Raw genomic sequence first — 16,778 nt, 5'->3', positions numbered from 1 at the left:
TATAGCGCTTAGCTGAGTGAGTATAATTAAAATAGACAAAGATATATACCAGAAATCGCTTTACTAATGGTTAAATAATGAACATGTTAGATTGGGATATTTAGCAGGGTGGATGCTCTGCTGAGCGAGCAATCATTCAGCAAAGCATTTTTCAAATAAAACTTGAGCAGATAATTTAATACTGTTTAATTATCACTCCCTTCATAGCCAAGATTAGGCGCTAACCATTTTTCTGCCTCAGCTAATGAAATTGATTTACGTGCTGCATAGTCTTCGACTTGATCTCGCTGTATTTGAGCAACTGCAAAATACTTACTTTCAGGATGGCTAAAATACCAACCTGATACTGAGGCACCGGGCCACATTGCGTAGGATTCCGTTAATTGCATACCGATTTTTTCCTCGACTTGTAATAAAGACCAAATCGCTGCTTTTTCAGTATGTTCAGGACAAGCAGAATAACCAGGTGCAGGTCTTATGCCTTGATAATTTTCGCGAATCAATGATTCATTATCCAAGTTTTCTAAAGGCGCATACCCCCAATGTACTTTTCTCACCTGTTCATGCAGATATTCCGCAAATGCTTCTGCTAATCTATCTGCTAATGCTTTTAGCATGATCTTATTGTAATCATCATGTACAGCCTCGTAAGCATCTGCTAATGCATCCTCTTCTAAACCGCCAGTGACTGCAAACGCACCCAGATAATCATCAACCTTCGATGATTTTGGTGCCACAAAATCAGAAAGGCAATAGTTTGGAAAATCTGATTTTAAGGTCTGTTGCCGTAAATGATAACTCGTTGCAATTTTAATCGTTCGCTCTTCATCTTGATAAATTTCAATGTCATCACCGACACGATTTGCCGGAAATAAACCAAAAATGCCTTTAGGGGTTAATGATTTAGATGCCGATAATTCATCGAGGATCTGATTGGCATCAGCAAGTAATTTTTGAGCTTCATGGCCCACAACCTCATCTTCTAGAATTTTAGGGTATTTGCCTGCTAAGGACCAGGTCATAAAAAAAGGCGTCCAGTCAATATAATGCCTTAATGTTTCTATATCAGCATCAACAACTTGCACACCTAAAAATTTTGGTTTCGGCGGAATATAAGCCTGCCAATCAATTTTAAAATCATTCTCTCTTGCCACATTTAAGCTAACAGGGGGAGTACGTGGTTTTTTACGGGCATGCTGAACTCTTACAACTTCATATTCTTCTTTAATACGTTGAACAAATTCTGGTCTCTGTTCATCTGAAATTAATGCTGCTACCACCCCAACAGTTCGTGATGCATTTTGGACATATACTGTCGGCCCATTTTGATAATTAGGTTCAATTTTAACGGCTGTGTGAGCCTTAGAGGTCGTTGCTCCACCAATTAGCAAAGGTAAGTTAAAACCTTGTCGTTGCATTTCTTTTGCGATATTAACCATTTCATCTAAAGAGGGCGTAATTAAACCAGATAGTCCAATCATATCAACATTTTCTGCGATAGCGGTATCAAGTATCTTTTGAGTAGGCACCATCACGCCCAAATCGATAATTTCATAATTGTTGCACTGCAAAACAACACCAACAATATTTTTACCAATATCATGTACATCGCCTTTAACAGTAGCGAGTAAAATTTTGCCATTCGTCGTGCCAGCCTGTTTGCTAGCTTGAATAAAAGGTTCTAAATAAGCAACAGCTTGCTTCATCACACGCGCAGATTTAACGACTTGTGGTAAAAACATTTTACCTGCACCAAACAAATCCCCAACAATGTTCATGCCTGCCATCAATGGACCTTCAATTACATCAATAGGCCTTTTAGCTTGTTGCCTGGCTTCTTCTGTATCAAGCTCGATAAACTCAGTAATTCCCTTAACAAGGGCGTGTTCCAAGCGTTTATTAACTTCCCACTCACGCCAAGCGGCTTTCTCTGTGACTGTTTCAGATTGCTGTCCTTTATATTTTTCAGCCAACTCAAGTAAGCGCTCAGTGGATTCATCATGCCTATTTAAAACAACATCTTCTACTGCAAGCTTTAACTCAGGGTCAAGCTCATCATAAATAGCAAGCTGACCGGCATTGACAATCCCCATGCTAAGACCGCTTTTGATTGCATGATATAAAAAGACGGCGTGGATGGCTTCCCTTACTGGTTCATTTCCCCTAAAAGAGAAAGAGACATTCGACACGCCACCTGAAATGAGGGCATAAGGCAGTGTTCGTTTGATGTCTTCACATGCTCCGATAAAATCATTCGCATAGTTATTATGAGTTTCAATTCCCGTTGCAATCGCAAAAATATTTGGATCAAAGATAATATCTTCGGGCGCAAATCCAACCGTTTCAGTTAATATTTGATAAGCCCGCTGACAAATTTCAATTTTGCGCGCCCGTGTATCGGCTTGACCAACTTCATCAAATGCCATAACAACCACTGCTGCGCCATAACGCCTAACCAATTTTGCCTGATGGATAAACGGTTCTTCACCTTCTTTTAATGAGATAGAGTTAACAATCCCCTTCCCTTGTATGCATTGTAATCCAGCCTCAATAATATCCCATTTAGAAGAGTCAATCATAATAGGCACTTTGGCAATATCCGGTTCACCGGCAATCAAATTCAAAAAGCGAATCATCGCTGCTTTTGAATCCAACATTCCCTCGTCCATGTTGATATCGATTATCTGAGCACCATTTTCTACTTGTTGTAATGCAATCGCTAACGCTTCTTGATAATTTTCTTCTTTAATCAACCTCTTAAATTTAGCAGAACCTGTGACATTGGTACGTTCACCAACATTCACAAATAACGAATCTTGTTTAATGATAAGTGGTTCTAATCCTGACAGGCGGCAAGCTTTTTCAAGCTCAGGAATCACCCTAGGAGCAATGCCCTCTATTGCCTTAGCCATTTGACGGATATGTTCTGGTGTCGTACCACAACATCCGCCAATGATGTTTAAAAATCCAGATTCAGCCCATTCTTTGACTTCTGAAGCCATTTCTAATGCATCTAAATCATATCCGCCAAATGCATTGGGTAGACCAGCATTTGGGTGTGCTGATACAAACGATTCACTAATTCTAGATAATTCAGCGAGGTAAGGTCTAAGTTCTTTAGGCCCTAATGCACAATTCAATCCAATACTGATGGGCTGAGTATGGCGTAATGAATGATAAAACGCCTCTGTAGTTTGGCCTGATAAGGTTCGGCCTGATGCATCAGTGATGGTGCCTGAAATCATGATAGGTAAACGAATGCCGAGTGCTTCAAACTCAGTTTCTACAGCAAATGCAGCCGCTTTTGCATTAAGTGTGTCGAAAATGGTTTCAATCATAATGATATCCACTCCCCCTTTCACCAATGCATTTGTTGCCTGTCTGTAAGCTATGACTAATTGCTCGAAATTAATATTACGATAGGCAGGATCATTCACATTTGGAGAAAGAGAGGCTGTACGGTTTGTTGGCCCTAAAACCCCAGCAACAAATCTAGGGCGTTCTGGATTGATTGCTTCCCATTTATCGGCCGCTGTTCTTGCAAGTTTTGCTGCTTCAAAATTTATCTCTTCTACCAAAGATTCCATTTGATAATCAGCCATGGAGATCGTCGTAGAGTTAAATGTATTTGTCTCAATGATATCAGCACCCGCTTCTAAATACTGTTCATGAATAGCTTGAATGATCTCTGGCTGAGTTAATGTTAAAAGATCATTATTACCTTTTAAATCACACGGCCAATCTTTAAATCGCTCGGATCTATATTTTGCTTCATCTAATTGATAAGACTGGATCATAGTGCCCATAGCACCATCAAGTAATAGAATTCGTTTTTGTAACTCAGTCTCTAACGCCAAAATACGTTCATTGCGCTTCAAATCATTCATAGCATTTCCCAATCTCAGTTATTCTTCTCATGACCTAACGATCTGTGTTTCTGTTAAGTATTGCATTCATCAATAGTGCTAAATTCAGTACAAAAACAATTAAATCATTGATAATTAAATGTTAAAATAGTTTACTTATGACATAAATACGGCCTAATACTAATTAATTACTCAAGTGTCGGATTCATCACACTGAGATCATAAGGAGTAATTTGGTACACATAATAATTTAACCAATTAGCAAAGAGCAAATAAGCATGACTTCGCCAAATGGCTTGCGGTAAATTATCAGGATTATCCCCTGGAAAATAATTTTCAGGAATTAAAGGGTTAAGATTCAGACCAACATCTCTATGATATTCATCAGATAATACATTAACGTCATATTCTGGGTGGCCTGTCACAAAAACTTGTCGTTTATCTCGGCTAGCAAAAAGATAAGCACCAGTCTTTTCAGATTCTGCATAGAGTTCAACGCCAGGCAATTTTTCAATAATATCTGTTGGAAAAGCCGCATATCTAGAATGAGGTGCCCAAAATGAGTCATCAAACCCTCTTGTTAATAATCCATGTTTTTGGGAAATTTGATGTTTATAAACACCCGAAAGTTTTTCATTTAAAGTTAACTTAGGAACACCATATAAAATATTAAGTGCAGCTTGAACAGCCCAGCAAACAAATAATGTTGAAGTAACATGTTCTTTAGACCATTCAATAATCGTTTTAATTTCATCCCAGTAGGCAACTTCATTAAACTGAACTTGTCCTAAGGGTGCACCTGTGACAATTAACCCATCAAAATTATCCTCTTTAATATTATTAAAATCACAATAAAAATTATCTAGATGCTCTGTGGGTGTATTTTTAGACTCATGGGTCGCAAGACGAACAAGCTTAATATTTAGTTGCAAAGGCGCATTAGATAACAATCTCAAAAATTGATTTTCTGTTTCTATTTTCTTAGGCATTAAATTCAAAATGAGAATATTAAGCGGTCTTATTTCCTGAGTTAATGCTCTTTCATCTGACATGACAAAAACATTTTCATTACGTAAAAAACTAAAGGCGGGGAGTTCATCAGGAATTCGAATAGGCATAATACCTCCACTAGACAATTAAAATTTAAAGCAATTAAAGTTAATTTGATTAAAGATTTCTACTTAAATACCAACCTATCATTTTTAGCCGTATAAACGTATAGAAATCTAGACGTCTAAACATACTCTTTTTTTATACTAATGTCGAGAGGCTTACATGACTATTTTTAAAAGAAACACTTAATACTTTTTATAAGAAGTCAATCTGTGTTTTTTGATGGGTAATTATGCAAAATAACTAAAATAGTTTAGAGTAGGCATTGAACTTGCAGACACTAAATTAATTTATTATAAGATGGAATCACTACATATTAGATAAACATGAGAAGTGGTGTAATAGCGTCATCTACAGGTAAGTATTATCTGTAGATGAGCTGCATACATCGATTAAGCTTTTAATCCTGATGTATTTGAATTTTGAAGTAAGAACTCAATTAAAGCAGTAACAGGTCGGCCTGTTGCACCTTTTGCTTTACCTGATTGATAAGCGCTCCCAGCAATATCAAGATGTGCCCAGCGGTACTTCTTCGTAAATCTACCCAAGAAACATGCAGCTGTGCTTGTTCCACCTGCACGCCCACCAATATTTGCCATATCCGCAAAATTAGATTGTAACTGCTTATCGTACCCATCATCCATTGGTAAACGCCAAAATCTATCACTAGCAAGCGCTGAAGCATTAAGCAATTCCTGAGCTAACTTGTCATCAGGACTCAATAAACCACTAAAATGCGATCCTAAAGCAATAACGCAAGCACCGGTCAACGTTGCGATATCAATAACCAACTCTGGATTATATCGTTCAACATAAGTTAAAACATCACACAGTACTAAACGACCCTCTGCGTCAGTATTTAAAACTTCAACGGTTTGGCCTGATAGCGTTGTTAGAATGTCACCAGGTCTATAAGCATCACCACCAGGCATATTTTCACAGCCTGCTAATATACCAACCACATTCAAAGGCAATTTTAGCTCAGCTATAGCACGCATAACACCGTATACAGATGCAGCGCCACACATATCATACTTCATCTCATCCATTTCAGCTGCTGGCTTGAGTGAAATACCACCTGTATCAAAGGTCAAGCCCTTACCCACCAGAACGATTGGTTTCGCATTAGAATTAGGATTACCTTTGTATTCTAAAATAGACATTAGGGATTCATTTCTAGAACCACGCCCAACAGCCAAATAAGAGTGCATCCCAATTGTAGCCATTTCTTCTTCACCCACAATTTTGACATTTATGAGATCACTATATTCATCAGCAAGCTGTCTTGCCTGGGAAGATAAATATGCTGGATTACAAATATTTGGTGGCATATTTGCTAAGTCTTTTGCGGATTTCACACCACTTGCAATTGACTTACCATGTAATAATCCTTTAGAAGCAGCATCGAGAGATTTTTTATCAGCAACATTAAACTGCCATTTTGAAAGTTTAGCTGCTTTTGGCTTTTCACTCTTAAAATGTGCAAAAGTATATTTTAGCTCTTGCATAATCTCAACTGAACGGCGCACCTTCCAGTATATATCTCTATCAATTACCTCGATATCAGTTAAAAAGCTCACTACATCTTTAACACCTGTTGTATTAATTGCATTATAAGAAGATTGTATAAGTTCAACATATTGCTTATCTGTTAACCTATCTTTTTTACCACAACCAACTAACAATACTCTTTCTGCGGGACTATTTTTAATTGATTGAAGCATTAATGTTTGACCGATACTACCGTCAATATCACCTTTACGAATGATTTGGCTTAATTCTCCTTCACTTACCGTATCAAGCGCAAGCGCGGCATCACTTAAGCCTTTTGCTGAATAAATCCCAACAACAATACATCCAGCTTTTTGTTTTTGTGCTATGAAATTCTTGACTGCATAATCCATATTATATTTCCTTGTAGTGAATATTCCAGATGAGTTAATTATCTTTATTTGCTAGATAATAAGCCATTTAACGTCTCAATGAAATAGCAATAATACATATCCTAACGAACAATTAGGTTATAATTGTTTCGCATGGGCTAATTAAACTAAATTTTGCTAATATCCGAATAAAATAGATACGCGCTTATAACAAAAATACGGTTATAATACCGCATTATGACATGACAACCCTAGACTGGGCCGTACACTAATTATACAATGACTTTTTTAAGGTAAATTAATTTGTGATCATCATTCGTTATCTCACAAAAGAGATATTTAAAACACAAATCTCAATATTATTCATTTTGCTTTTGATTTTTTTTAGTCAAAGCATGATTCGTATTTTGGGTTCAGCAGTAGAAGGACAAGTGTCAGCCGATATCATTTTACCATTACTTGGACTTGGTGTCCCTGATATGGCTCAGCTTATCTTGCCGCTCAGCTTATTTCTGGCATTATTGATGACTTTGGGCAGGATGCATACTGAAAGCGAAATCACAGTTATGTATGCTTGTGGTATCTCACCTAGACGAATTTTAGCCAGTGCGTCTATTTTAGCTATCCTAACTGGAGGACTAGCACTGCTTAATGTATCTTATTTTTTACCTTGGTCAGCTCAATACAAGACTGAGATTGTTGAAAATGCTAGGGCCAATCCAAGCCTAGCTGCAATTATTGAGGGGCAATTTCAATCTACCCCTGACAGATCTGCCGTGATTTATGTTGGTTCAATTAAAGGCCAATCTTTTGAGAATGTATTCCTAGCACAACTAAATCAAGTCAATAACCGCAAGCCATCTATTGTAGTTGCTAATAGCGGTAAGTTAGTTAAGCATCCAGATGGATCTCAAGAAGTAATACTAACTGAAGGAACTAGGTATGAAGGTACGGCTAGAACACCAGAATTTAGAATTACTCATTTCAATCAATATCAAGCCATAATCGGTCAAAATGACGTTGACAACCAAAAAGCACAAGATTCCTTACAAATCGATGAACTTTCATTTTGGGATCTTCTTGATAAAGAAGACCCTAACGCCAAGGCTGAATTACACTGGCGCTTAACCCTTATTGCTGCAGTTTTTTTAATGGCTTTGATTGTAATACCTTTAAGTGAAGTCAACCCAAGACAGGGTAGAGTAGTCAGCATGCTACCAGCTGTTTTGCTTTATTTAATTTATTTCTTAGCACAAAGTTCTATTAAAACAAATTCAGCAAAAGGACTTATCGATCCTCTTATTTGGGTTTGGGGGCTAAATTTATTCTATTTGATCATTGGAATAATCTTAAATAGCCGTAATAGCCGCTTCTTTCGACAAATTGGCATTGCAATAGGAGTCATTAAATAATGTTTGGTGTTTTAGATAGATATATAGGCAGAACAATTCTATCCAGTATATTAATGACCTTATTTACTCTAATAGCCCTTGATGGTGTTATAAAATTTGTTGAACAGCTTCGCCGAGTTGGACAAGCTGATTATGATGCTATGTCTGCAATGTTTGTTACCTTAGCATTACTTCCAAGGGATTTAGAGATATTCTTTCCCATGGCTGCTTTACTAGGAGCGTTATTAGGTCTAGGATCGCTTGCCACAAGAAGTGAACTAGTGGTTATGCAGGCCGCTGGGTTCTCTAAGCTACAAGTTGCATCAGCAGTGATGAAAACCGCTATCATATTGATGATTATGAATATGGCTATTGGAGAATGGATTGCTCCAAGATCTGAACAATTTGCGCGTAATTATCGGGCCGAAAAATTATATGGCGGTGACTTATTGTCTACACAAGGTAGTATCTGGGCTAGGGATAATAACGCTTTTATTTATATAGAAAGAGTTGAAAGTCCGCAAAAACTTAAAGGCGTACATATATTCAATTTCAATAATGAAAATCAACTACATGAACTCCAATTTGCTCAAACGGCTCAATACTCACTAGAAAAAAATGGCTGGATATTAAATGAGATTGATGGCTCTAATTTAAGCAATCCATTACAAATTGACCATAGCAGTACTAAAAATAAATTATGGCAAACAACCCTTACACCAGATAAATTGGGTGTTGTAGCCCTATCAAGTGAAGCTTTATCTTTAACTGAATTATTCAATTATATAAGATATCTCAAAGATGCAGGACAGGAATCTAGAATTTATGAATTAACTTTTTGGCAAAAAGTATTCTCTCCACTTTCTGTTATGGTCATGATGCTCATGGCTCTCTCTTTTGTTTTTGGTCCACTTCGTTCCGTTCCTATGGGAGTGAGGATTATTACTGGTATCGCGTTTGGATTTTTATTTTACGTAACAAACGAACTTTTTGGTAGAATAAGTATTGTCTTTGCTCTACCAGCCATTTTAAGTGCGCTTCTACCGAGTATACTTTTTTTATTATTTAGCATTTATATGTTATTAAAAAAGAAATAACTTATTTTATGTTATCAATTTTAAGCCTAACTAGACCTTTTCAGCTTAGGCAAAATTGATAACAATGTCATATCTGTAATGTCAGTTTCTCTATTTTAAAAAATGCATTTGGTTGCATAGCATGGATCTTATATCTGCACACTCTTATTGGACAAGAGTGTACACCGATATTGCTGATATCCTAGCTGAAATCATTCACTAGACCCATTTTAATTTTTGAGTCTAATAAGTCACGCCATACCCTCTGAATTGCACGCTCAATTCTTGGGGACTTTAATTCCAGGGTATATAAGGTTTCTAAAACCGATTGAGGTGGATAAATATTGTTATCTGAAACTAATTCTTTGTTCATATATTTTTTAGCTGGGACATTCGCATTGGCATAAAATACATAGTCACTTATTTCAGCAATGACTTGGGGATCTAATAAATAATTCAAAAATGTATAGGCTTCTTCAACATTTTCAGCTGTACTCGTCATTGCAAATACATCAAAAGAAGCAAATGCACCTTTTGTTGGGATTTTATACTCAATATTGATTCCATCATCATTCTTTTGTGCTTTATCTATTGCTTGGTAAATATCACCACTCCAGCCAATTACAACACACACCTTACCCGTTGAAAGATCTTCTATTAACTTTGCAGAATCGATGTATTTCACATACGGACTAATTGTTCGAAGTAAATTTGCTGCCTCAACATAATCCTCAGGTACAGCACTATTTGGATCTAATCCAAGATAATTTAGTGCAAGGGATACCATTTCAGATGGAGATTCTGACCAAGCAATCCCGCACTGGGCTAATTTTCTTGCGCTATTCACATCAAAGACTAAATCCCAAGGGTTTTTAGGTAAATTGCGCTTTAAAATATCCTCTATTTTATCTGAGTTATAGCCTATTCCTGTTGAAATCCACATATAGGGTAACGCAAACTGATTATCAGGATCGTCATTTGCAATTAGCTCTAAAATATTTGGATCAAGATTATTGTAAAAATCAGGTAATTTAGTTTTATCAAGCGGTTGGTATAAATGTGCATCAATTCCTTTTGCTAAAACAGTCGAAGAGGGTACAACAAGATCATATTTAGGAGGCATTGTCATAATATATGATTCTAGTTCTTCGCTAGAATCATAGGTATCATAGACAACTGAAATACCTGTTTTTTTCTCAAAATTCTCAAGTACTTTTGGCGAAATATAATCAGACCAATTATAAATAAAAAGGCGTTTTTCATTAGCATTAACAGAGTTAAGGCTACTCAGACCCATAATAAATATAACAAAATATATTTTGTACCATTTTTTAAAAATACACCGATCAATTTGCATTCCTTGCATAATTATATCCCCATAAATTAGTCATTCAATTAAATGTCATCTATTAAAATATTCCATTTTTACAAAAACACAATTAGCTTTACCTTTATGTTACAAAATAAAACAATTAACTTGATTAAAACTGAATCTATAGCAGATAACAACTTACTAAAGATTAGCCAAACTTAAGCATAAAAAAAGCCCATACGGTTAAGTATAGGCTTTTAGAAATCAAAATGTTAAATCTTAGCCGCCAAAATCATCTAGCATAATATTCTCAGATTCAACACCTAAGTTAGTTAGCATGTTAATTACCGAGGCATTCATCATAGGTGGTCCACACATATAAAATTCACAATCTTCGGGTGCTGCATGAGATTCTAAGTAATTTTTATACAATATGTCATGGATAAAACCGGTATAACCTGTCCAGTTATCTTCAGGCAAAGGTTCCGATAATGCTAAATGCCAAGTGAAATTCGGATTTTCAGCTTGTAATTTATCAAACTCATCAACATAAAATGCTTCTCGAAGTGAGCGTGCACCATACCAAAAACTGACTTTCCGGGTTGTGCTTAAGCGCTTTAATTGATCAAATATCATAGAGCGCATAGGCGCCATACCAGCTCCCCCACCAACAAATACCATTTCATTTTCGGTATCTTTGACAAAGAACTCACCAAACGGACCATAGACAGTCACTTTATCACCAGGTTTCAGACTAAATACCCATGAAGACATTTGTCCTGGGGGTAAATGATCTTGTCTAGGCGGAGGCGTTGCAACTCGGATATTAAACTTAACTAGGCCTTTTTCGTCTGGATAGTTCGCCATTGAATAAGCACGAATAACCGTTTCATCAACTTTTGACACAAAGCGCCAAAGATTAAATTTATCCCAATCTCCTCTGTACTCTTCTTCTATCTCAAAATCCTTGTAGTTAACAGTATGAGGTGGGCACTCTAATTGAACATACCCCCCTGCCCTAAAGTTAACATCCTCACCTTCAGGTAAAGCTAACGTCAATTCTTTAATAAATGTCGCCACATTAGGATTAGAAACAACTGTACATTCCCATTTTTTCACACCAAAAACTTCTTCTGGAACTCGTATTTCCATATTCTGTTTAACCGGTGTTTGGCAAGATAAACGGTATCCTTCCCTAATTTCATATTTTGTGAAATAACTCTCTTCAGTAGGTAATATCTCACCACCACCAGAATTAACGACACATCGGCATTGGGCACAAGTTCCGCCTCCCCCGCATGCTGATGATAAGAATATATTGCTACTAGACAATGTCTGTAATAATTTTCCACCAGCAGGCACAGTAATCGTTTTTTCGCCATTAATGGTGATGCTCACATCACCACTTTGAACTAATTTTGACCGGGCAATTAACGTAATTGCAACAAGAGACAAAATCAAAACTAAAAATACAATTACAGCAATTAATATTTCACTTAGCATAAGATTCCCCTTAGATTTGAACGCCAGAAAGGACCATAAAACCTAACGACATCAGACCAATGGTGATAAATGTTAAGCCTAACCCTCTAATACCAGCAGGTGGATCACTATATTTTAATTTTTCTCTAATTGCCGCAAGTAGAACAATTGCAAGCGCCCAAGATATTCCTGACCCAACGCCAAATACCACACTTTCAGTGAAGTTATAACGGCGTTCAACCATGAAGAGAGCTCCCCCCATAATTGCACAGTTTACGGTTAATAAAGGTAAGAAAATTCCTAATGCATTATATAAACTTGGGAAAAACTTATCTAATAACATCTCTAGCATCTGGACAAGTGTGGCAATTACGCCGATATAAACAAGCAATCCTAAAAAACTAAGATCAACATCACCAAATCCAGCCCAATCTAACGCACCTTGCTTAAGAACATGGTTATAAATAAGATTATTAATAGGTATAGTAATCGATTGCACGACTACAACTGCCACCCCTAATCCTAATGCCGTTTCTACTTTCTTAGAAACGGCGATAAATGTACACATCCCTAAGAAAAAGGCTAAAGCCAAGTTTTCAACAAATATTGCCCGAACAAATAAACTGATCAAATGTTCCATGATTATTGCCCCTCCTGACCAGATGTCTGTGAAGCAAGCTTATGGATGTTTTCCTCAACTTGATCTTTTTTAAATGTTCTAATACCCCAAATAATCAACCCAATAATAAAAAATGCAGAAGGTGGCAATAGCATCATGCCATTAGTCACATACCATCCCCCCTCATTAACAGGCGATAATAACGTAATATTAAACAAACTTCCCCGTCCAAATAACTCTCTGATAGCGCCAATAACAAATAACATAGCACTATAACCAAGCCCATTTCCTAATCCATCTAAAAAAGATATGACAGGCGGATTAGACATGGCAAATGCCTCAGCTCTTCCCATCACAATACAGTTCGTAATGATTAATCCAACAAAGACAGAGAGCTGCCTAGATGCTTCAAACGCATAGGCCTGCAATATTTGGTCAACAACAATCACAAGCGTACCGATAATCACCATCTGAATAATCATTCGAATAGAGTTTGGAATAAAATTTCGGATAAGTGAGATAAAAAAACTTGAGAATGCTACAACCGATGTTAAAGCCATCGACATAACCATAGCAGTTTGCAAATTTGACGTAACAGCTAATGCTGAACATATCCCTAAAATTTGTAACCCAATCGGATTATTATTGACGATAGGCGAAGTGATTACATTTGAAATTGTCGGTTTTTGTGAATTTGCAGCCATCAGTTCACTCCTTTCACAATATCGTCTGAACTCATTGCTCTAAGATTTGCAATAAAAGGACCAAATGCAGCATCCCCGAGCCAGAATTGAACAAAATTACGTACACCATGGCTAGTTAACGTTGCCCCAGCTAGCCCTTGTATTTGTTGATTAGCAACTGCTGAATTCGGATCGCGTTGTTGAACTACATCGATCACAACCTCTCCTGATTCATTAAATAATACCACACCATTCCATTGATCACGCCACCGTGGGTTTTCGATCTCTCCTCCTAAACCAGGCGTCTCAGCATGTTTATAAAAGATAATATTTGATGCTTTTTTAAGATCGCCATCAATGGCTAAAAACCCGTAAATTTGCCCCCACAGACCAGGCCCTCGAACAGGTAAGATTAGCTTATCTAGATTATGCTCTTTATCTAATACCAAATACACTAAACTAAAATTTTCAATGCGGCTCAAATTAGCGATATCTTTTTCTGCTGGCACTCTAAAAGAACGATTAGGATCATTTGCTAAAATTAACGCATCAAACCCTTCTACTGATAATTCATCAGTAAATTGACCAGTGCGTAAATCTACTAATCTTGGCTGTACAAATTGATTATAAATTTGATTAATTTGTTCAGGCGTCGCTCTACCTTCGATTAATCTTGCCACTTCTAAAATACTACGTTGTCTATCGATACGTCTATTTTCAGCTTGCTTTTCATTTAAAAAAATTGCAGCTGCAGAAACAATTACCGAGCAAATCAAACAGATAATAAATGCAGCTCGCATAATTGAAAATGGCGTTTCTTGAGATTTAATATCTGTTTCATTAGCCATTACGAATACTCCTACGTTTGATATTGGCTTTAACCACAAAATAGTCAATCAGCGGGGCACATAAGTTACCTAATAATATGGCTAACATGACACTTTCTGGGAAACTTGGATTGAGCACTCTCAAAAAGACAACTGATGCCCCAATAAAGAAACCATAAACCCATTTTCCAGTATCTGTCATTGAGGCAGAAACCGGATCGGTTGCCATAAAGAAAATCCCTAGTGCGAATCCACCTAATACCATATGCCAATACCAAGGCATCGCAAACATAGGATTAGTTGATGAACCAATCAAATTAAAAAAGTAACTCATAGCAATTAGGCCAATAAATCCACTCAGTACAATTCTCCAAGATGCAATTCGCATCGCAATGATACCCAGTCCTCCTATCATCAGAGCTAGCGTACTTGTTTCGCCTAATGATCCTGGCATGAAACCTAAAAATGCTTGTAACCAGGTAAAGTTACCTGCTTCTATAGCCGCAACACCGCCTACTTGTGCTAATGCGAGTGGTGTCGCACCAGAGAATCCTTGCACTGTTTCATTAACCTGCGCTGCAATCCATATGCTATCACCAGTCATACTAGTTGGATAAGCAAAAAATAAAAACGCCCTAGCGACTAATGCTGGGTTTAGGAAGTTCATTCCAGTTCCACCAAAAACTTCTTTACCCACAATTACCCCAAAAGCGATTGCAACAGCCACCATCCAAAGGGGAATCGTCGGAGGAACACTTAGAGTGAATAACGTCGCACTCACCATGAAGCCTTCATGCAAAAGATGATTTCTCATTTTCACAAAAGTAACTTCAATGATTCCACCGACTGCTAAACACGTGATAAATATCGGAAAGAAATAAAGCGCACCGTGGACAACATTTGCAAAAAAATTGTTTGGATCAAATCCCACTAAGAAGTTAAGAAGAGGAATGCGCCAATTATCTTGCGCACTAATTAACTGAGGATTGGCATCAAAAACTAAATTAGCCTGATAACCGACATTCCACCAAGCAAAGAAAACAGCTGGGATAGTCCATAAACATACCCAAGTCATCGCTCTTTTTAAACTAACACCATCTCTAACATGAGAAGTTGTTTTAGTTCTAAGATACTTTTCAGTTGCATTAGAATAAATTAAATCTTTTAAGAAGCTCACAATTATCCCTCCACTTCAATACGGGCAAGTTGTGCGCGTAAAATTGGACCATACTCATACTTGCCCGCGCATACATAACTACACAGCGCAAGATCTTCTTCATCCAACTCAAGACACCCTAGTTTTTGTGCCATATCGGTATCACCTATAATCAGTGCCCTTAAAAGCTGGGTTGGTAAAATATCTAATGGCATAATCAGTTCATAATTCCCAAAAGGAACCATATGACGCGGTTCGCCTTCAGTATTCGTTGTTAAATTAAGTTTACGCTTAAATAATTTGGAGAAAAACAAATTCATTGCCGAGAAACGTTCACCAGTTGGTCTGACATAATCCAATATTTCAGGACGTTCAGCTTCAGCAATGCAGCTCACTTGCAAATGATAGCGGCCCAAAAAGGCAAAAGCATTAGTTGCATGCCGCCCCCCTAGTATCGAACCTGAAATCACTCTAGATTTTTCAAGGGGATGATTAAGTTCATTTTGAATGATTTGATCAAGAAAGGCACCAACAGGCACCGTCATTAATCTAGGGCGCTTAACAATTGGGCCAGCTAAACTAATGACTCTCTCCGTCCATAAACGGCCGGTTGTCATTAATTTTCCTATCGCAATCACATCTTGATAGTTTACAGTCCAGACTGTCTTATTAGCACTGACAGGATCGATGAAATGAATATGAGTACCACTTAAACCGGCAGGGTGAGGACCTGAAAATTCATGAGTGCTGACCCCATTGATTGTTTGTTGCGTGACTGACACTTTCGAAGCGACGCATAAATTAACGGGAGCTAATTTAGCAATCACAGCAAGGCCTTTATCAAAATCAGCTTGGTAATGTTTTATCACCACCTGAGGATCGGCTGCTAAAGGATGAGTGTCCATTGCATTAACAAAAATTGAATTCGCTTTAGCATCAATTGCAGGAATTTTACTATACGGTCGAGTCCTGAACGCCGACCATAATCCAGATTGTTGTAATTGCTCACGAATTTTAGTTTCACTAAGTACCGTGATATCATCAAATGATTCAAATACAATGGTATTATTCTCAGTTAATGATTCAGACTCTATCACTATGGACTGGAAAATACGTTTTTCACCACGATTGATAGCAATTACCTTTCCAGCGCAAGGAGCAGTTATAACAACCCCTTGATTTTTTTTATCTAATAATAACGATTGACCTAGCTTAACTTGCTGCCCAACTTCAACTAAAATTGAAGGTTTCAATCCAGGGTAATCAAATCCGATAATCGCTTGTTGCGTTGTCGATTTAGCATCAATGCTATTTTGCTCTGGTATACCAGCTATGGGTATATCTAAACCTCTTTGAATACGGATCATACA

Annotated in this window: 12 protein-coding genes; 2 read left to right on the top strand and 10 right to left on the bottom strand. The window is 37.3% G+C overall.

Features of this window, described 5'->3' with window-relative positions; genetic code table 11:
• Window positions 1–185: 185 nt before the first annotated feature.
• The 3 genes from metH to BMW37_RS01320 form a co-directional block, all read right to left on the bottom strand.
• Window positions 186–3,887, bottom strand: a complete 3,702-nt coding sequence (gene metH, locus BMW37_RS01330) for a methionine synthase (RefSeq protein ID WP_093317021.1) — start codon at window positions 3,885–3,887, stop codon at window positions 186–188.
• A 167-nt stretch (window positions 3,888–4,054) separates the two neighbouring features.
• Entirely contained in the window at window positions 4,055–4,984 is a 930-nt protein-coding gene (gene metA, locus BMW37_RS01325) for a homoserine O-acetyltransferase MetA (protein ID WP_093317018.1), read from the bottom strand.
• 387 nt (window positions 4,985–5,371) lie between these two features.
• Window positions 5,372–6,883, bottom strand: a complete 1,512-nt coding sequence (locus tag BMW37_RS01320; protein ID WP_093317016.1) for a leucyl aminopeptidase — start codon at window positions 6,881–6,883, stop codon at window positions 5,372–5,374.
• 284 nt (window positions 6,884–7,167) lie between these two features.
• Here BMW37_RS01320 and lptF point away from each other — a divergent pair, with 284 nt between their 5' ends.
• Complete coding sequence (lptF, locus tag BMW37_RS01315; protein WP_093317013.1) at window positions 7,168–8,274, top strand: LPS export ABC transporter permease LptF; 1,107 nt, start codon at window positions 7,168–7,170, stop codon at window positions 8,272–8,274.
• Window positions 8,274–9,350, top strand: a complete 1,077-nt coding sequence (lptG, locus tag BMW37_RS01310) for an LPS export ABC transporter permease LptG (protein ID WP_093317011.1) — start codon at window positions 8,274–8,276, stop codon at window positions 9,348–9,350. Before lptF ends, lptG begins: the two co-directional genes overlap by 1 nt.
• Before the next feature lie 181 nt (window positions 9,351–9,531).
• On the opposite strand, the gene BMW37_RS01305 is transcribed toward lptG, so the two are convergent.
• The 7 genes from BMW37_RS01305 to BMW37_RS01275 form a co-directional block, all read right to left on the bottom strand.
• Window positions 9,532–10,695 carry an extracellular solute-binding protein gene (locus BMW37_RS01305; protein ID WP_093317008.1) on the bottom strand — a complete coding sequence of 388 codons (1,164 nt, stop codon included), beginning with the start codon at window positions 10,693–10,695 and terminating at the stop codon, window positions 9,532–9,534.
• 225 nt (window positions 10,696–10,920) lie between these two features.
• The gene (nqrF, locus tag BMW37_RS01300) at window positions 10,921–12,144 is read right to left on the bottom strand and encodes an NADH:ubiquinone reductase (Na(+)-transporting) subunit F (protein WP_093317005.1); all 1,224 of its coding nucleotides are present in this window, start codon (window positions 12,142–12,144) and stop codon (window positions 10,921–10,923) included.
• 10 nt (window positions 12,145–12,154) lie between these two features.
• Entirely contained in the window at window positions 12,155–12,763 is a 609-nt protein-coding gene (gene nqrE / locus BMW37_RS01295; RefSeq protein ID WP_093317002.1) for an NADH:ubiquinone reductase (Na(+)-transporting) subunit E, read from the bottom strand.
• A 2-nt stretch (window positions 12,764–12,765) separates the two neighbouring features.
• On the bottom strand, window positions 12,766–13,446 hold the full coding sequence (locus BMW37_RS01290) for an NADH:ubiquinone reductase (Na(+)-transporting) subunit D (protein WP_093317000.1): 681 nt from the start codon (window positions 13,444–13,446) through the stop codon (window positions 12,766–12,768).
• Window positions 13,446–14,273: a Na(+)-translocating NADH-quinone reductase subunit C gene (locus BMW37_RS01285; protein WP_218139438.1), complete on the bottom strand. Its 828-nt coding sequence runs from the start codon at window positions 14,271–14,273 to the stop codon at window positions 13,446–13,448. Before BMW37_RS01285 ends, BMW37_RS01290 begins: the two co-directional genes overlap by 1 nt.
• The gene (locus BMW37_RS01280; protein WP_218139437.1) at window positions 14,266–15,429 is read right to left on the bottom strand and encodes an NADH:ubiquinone reductase (Na(+)-transporting) subunit B; all 1,164 of its coding nucleotides are present in this window, start codon (window positions 15,427–15,429) and stop codon (window positions 14,266–14,268) included. Before BMW37_RS01280 ends, BMW37_RS01285 begins: the two co-directional genes overlap by 8 nt.
• 2 nt (window positions 15,430–15,431) lie before the next feature.
• Entirely contained in the window at window positions 15,432–16,775 is a 1,344-nt protein-coding gene (locus tag BMW37_RS01275) for a Na(+)-translocating NADH-quinone reductase subunit A (protein ID WP_093316995.1), read from the bottom strand.
• Window positions 16,776–16,778: the final 3 nt, after the last annotated feature.

Source organism: Thorsellia anophelis DSM 18579, from assembly GCF_900111395.1.
In the GTDB taxonomy this organism is placed as follows: Bacteria; Pseudomonadota; Gammaproteobacteria; order Enterobacterales; family Thorselliaceae; genus Thorsellia; species Thorsellia anophelis.
The sequence above is the reverse complement of the archived record's forward strand: the minus strand, read 5'-3'. Positions and strand labels throughout refer to the sequence as shown.